Source organism: Streptomyces sp. MK37H (assembly GCF_018035285.1).
GTDB lineage: Bacteria > Actinomycetota > Actinomycetes > Streptomycetales > Streptomycetaceae > Streptomyces > Streptomyces endocoffeicus.
Genome location: NZ_JAAAYH010000697.1, coordinates 1 through 2,987 on the forward strand (window position 1 = coordinate 1; position 2,987 = coordinate 2,987).

A 2,987-nucleotide genomic window follows, 5' to 3' on the forward strand; every position below is an offset into this window, starting at 1 on the left:
CCCTTCCCCGCCGTATTCGGCCATGAGCACTTCCGGTCGGGCGGCACGCGCCCCACTCGTCAGCCGATGGCCTTGGTCCATATCTCGGGGTCGACCGGCCCCTCCCCAGGACAGACCCCCATCTGATAGGGCACGCTCATCGCTCCACCGCCAGGAAGCCCCATATTCACCTTCGCGCTGGAGGCGCCTTCTGATTCGGCCATACCTGGCCGATATCCAGCTTGCCGCTCGTCCTGACGTGGCCTGGATAATTCTGCCGTCGTCGCCGCGTCCTGCCAGAGCGGCGCCGTGGTTTGGGGAGGGTCCATTCCGCCTTCCCGTCTGATCCACCTCAGTTTCCCTCTGTTCCTCTCCGCTCCTCCCTGCTCTGCCCTGTTCCAACGCACCAACCAGGAATTCAGTGATGGTCATGCGCGCTCGTGGAACGGTTCGGCACCTTTTCGGCATCAAGCGAAGACACCCTGGGAGACACACGTGAGAAAGCTGAAGCCGGGCAAGACATCGGCCCGAATGGGATCCGCGCTGGCGGTCGGTTTATTGATGGTGAGCGGCCTGACGGCCACATCGGCCAGCGCCGCGCCGTCCTCGGCCAACGCCGCGCCCGAACTGGGCGTTCGTTTCTACCCCGACGGCGACGGCCAGTGCGACGGGCCGACGAATCCGCCGGAGCGGTGGGTCACCGCGCCCGACTGGTCCACCGCCATCCGCCTGGACACCGACAATCGCTCAGGCGGCTGCCAGCTGGCCTTCGGCATCTACGACCCGTCGAACTCCCTCGCGGGCCTGACCGCCACCTACACATGGGAGGCGGAGCCCGGCAGCGACGAGGGCCAGTGCCAGAACGGGGGCACGCACTCGATCCCGATCAAGCCGTTCAAGACCTTCGGCGACAGCATCCGGGTGGACACCGACGGCCGAGCGGGCTGGTGCAACCTCACCTTCACCCTCTCCGGTCGCTCGGACGTCGGCCTCGACGTGCAGTTCTACGGCGACGGCGGCGGCGACGCCTCGGGGCAGTGCAAGAACTACCGCCCCAAGGACACCTACGACACGGCCTATGAGGGCCACCCCGTGACCGTGAGCGACGACACCGACGGCCGCGCCGGCGGCTGCTACCTGTCGCTCCGCCTGAACCGCCTGTTCTAGACCTCTGGGCCTCCAGGCCTCTCCGAGGGATCACCCTGCCGGTGAAACCGGCCGCCGCCCGCTGGCCCCGCTGATCATTGACCGGGCCAGTGGGCCGCCCTTCGACGGCGGTTACCGCTGTGGGGCCGGTCGGCCGAATCGCGTTCCGATGGCTCACAGTGTCCGGCTTCATGCGATACGGCGACCGGCAGAGCGGCCCGAATCAGCGATCCCGGGCCATCCGGTCATCACGATCGGTGTCGCTCCGGCCCAGCCGCACTCAGCATTCGCCGGGCTCGGGAGCCAGCACGGCCTGGACCCCGTTGACCTCAAGGCCGTTGAGGTCGGGTTCCTTCATGGCCTGGATGGCACCGTTCGCGCCTCCCGCACCGGATGCTTGCTCATGATCGATACCCGGTTGAACGCGTTGATGGTGATCGCCACCCAGATCACCGCGGAGATCTGGTCATCGGCGAGTACCTCCCGGGCAGCCGCGTAGGCGGATTCCTGTGCGATGGCGTCGGTCGGGTGGGTCACCGCTTCGGCCAGCGCAAGGGCCGCGCGCTCCGAAGGGGTGAACACTTCGGTGTCCCGCCAGGCGGCCAGCACCCCCAGCCGCTGCGCCGACTCGCCCCCGCGCAGAGCCGCCCTGGTGTGCGTGTCGAGGCAGTAGGCGCAGCCGTTCATCTGCGACACGCGGAGGTTGACCAGTTCCACGAGGGTGCGGTCGAGTCCCGCGTCGGCCGCGACCGTGCGGACCGCTTCCGACGTCTGCGTCAGCGCGTGGAATGCCTTGGGACTCTGCTTGTCGATGAAGATCCTCCGGGGCGCGGGTCCCGTTGCGTGGCTGCTCAAACCGGGCCTCCTTCGGGGCCGCTCACGGCCCCGTTCGTCTGTACTCGCGATGGGCTTCGCCCTGTACCCATGGCATGATAGTTGAATCTGGAACTAGATTACGTGGGAGGTGGTCTCGGTGAGCAATGTGGAAGCCGAGCCTGCGGAAGTGGGATGCGGGGCGCTGGTCCGCAGCGGGCGGCCGACCGAGACGCCACGGGTCGAAGTGCTTCCCGCGCGGGAGGTGCCCCTGGGCGGGCCGCGGGCGATGTCCGTGCGGCGGACGCTGCCACAGCGGGCGAGAACGCTGATCGGAGCCTGGTGCTTCGCCGATCACTACGGTCCGGACAACGTCGCGGTAACCGGCGGCATGGACGTTCCCCCGCATCCGCACACCGGTCTGCAGACGGTGAGCTGGCTGTTCAGCGGGGAGATCGAACACCGCGACAGCCTCGGCAGCCATGCCTTCGTCCGGCCTGGAGAGCTGAACCTCATGACGGGCGGGTACGGCATCAGCCACTCGGAGGTTTCCACCGCGGACACCACCGTCCTCCACGGCGTCCAACTGTGGGTGGCGCTGCCCGAGGCGCACCGGAACACCGGACGGGACTTCCAGCACTACGCACCCGAACCCGTGCGGGTCGACGGCGCCGAGATCAGGGTCTTCCTGGGTTCGCTCGCCGGAGACCTCTCCCCCGTGCACACGTTCACTCCACTGCTCGGCGCCGAGATCATCCTTGAGCCGCAGGCGTCGATCAGCCTCGCCGTGGACGCCCGCTTCGAGCACGGCCTTCTGGTGGACAGTGGGGAGGTCCGTATGGCCGACACCCTGCTGAACCCGGCCGACCTGGGCTATGCCCACCCTGGCGTCGACGCTCTGACGCTGGTGAACGAGTCGGACGCTCCGGCGCGGACGATCCTGCTCGGCGGCACTCCGTTCGAGGAGGAGATCGTCATGTGGTGGAACTTCATCGGGCGGTCGCACGACGACATCGCACAGGCCCGCGAGGACTGGGAGGCGGGCACCC

The 2,987-nt window shown here is 68.1% G+C and carries 3 protein-coding genes; 2 read left to right on the forward strand and 1 reads right to left on the reverse strand.

Features of this window, described 5'->3' with window-relative positions; all coding sequences use genetic code 11:
• Positions 1 to 474 precede the first annotated feature (474 nt).
• Positions 475 to 1,146 (forward strand): hypothetical protein, encoded by a 672-nt coding sequence (locus GWI24_RS42865; RefSeq protein ID WP_308344276.1) that lies wholly within the window; start codon positions 475 to 477, stop codon positions 1,144 to 1,146.
• A gap of 333 nt (positions 1,147 to 1,479) precedes the next feature.
• Here the strand turns inward: GWI24_RS42865 and GWI24_RS42870 are convergent, their stop codons facing one another.
• On the reverse strand, positions 1,480 to 1,980 hold the full coding sequence (locus GWI24_RS42870) for a carboxymuconolactone decarboxylase family protein (protein WP_210951427.1): 501 nt from the start codon (positions 1,978 to 1,980) through the stop codon (positions 1,480 to 1,482).
• Positions 1,981 to 2,098: 118 nt separating this feature from the next.
• Here GWI24_RS42870 and GWI24_RS42875 point away from each other — a divergent pair.
• A partial coding sequence (locus tag GWI24_RS42875) for a pirin family protein (protein ID WP_210951428.1) occupies positions 2,099 to 2,987 on the forward strand: 889 nt, incomplete at its 3' end.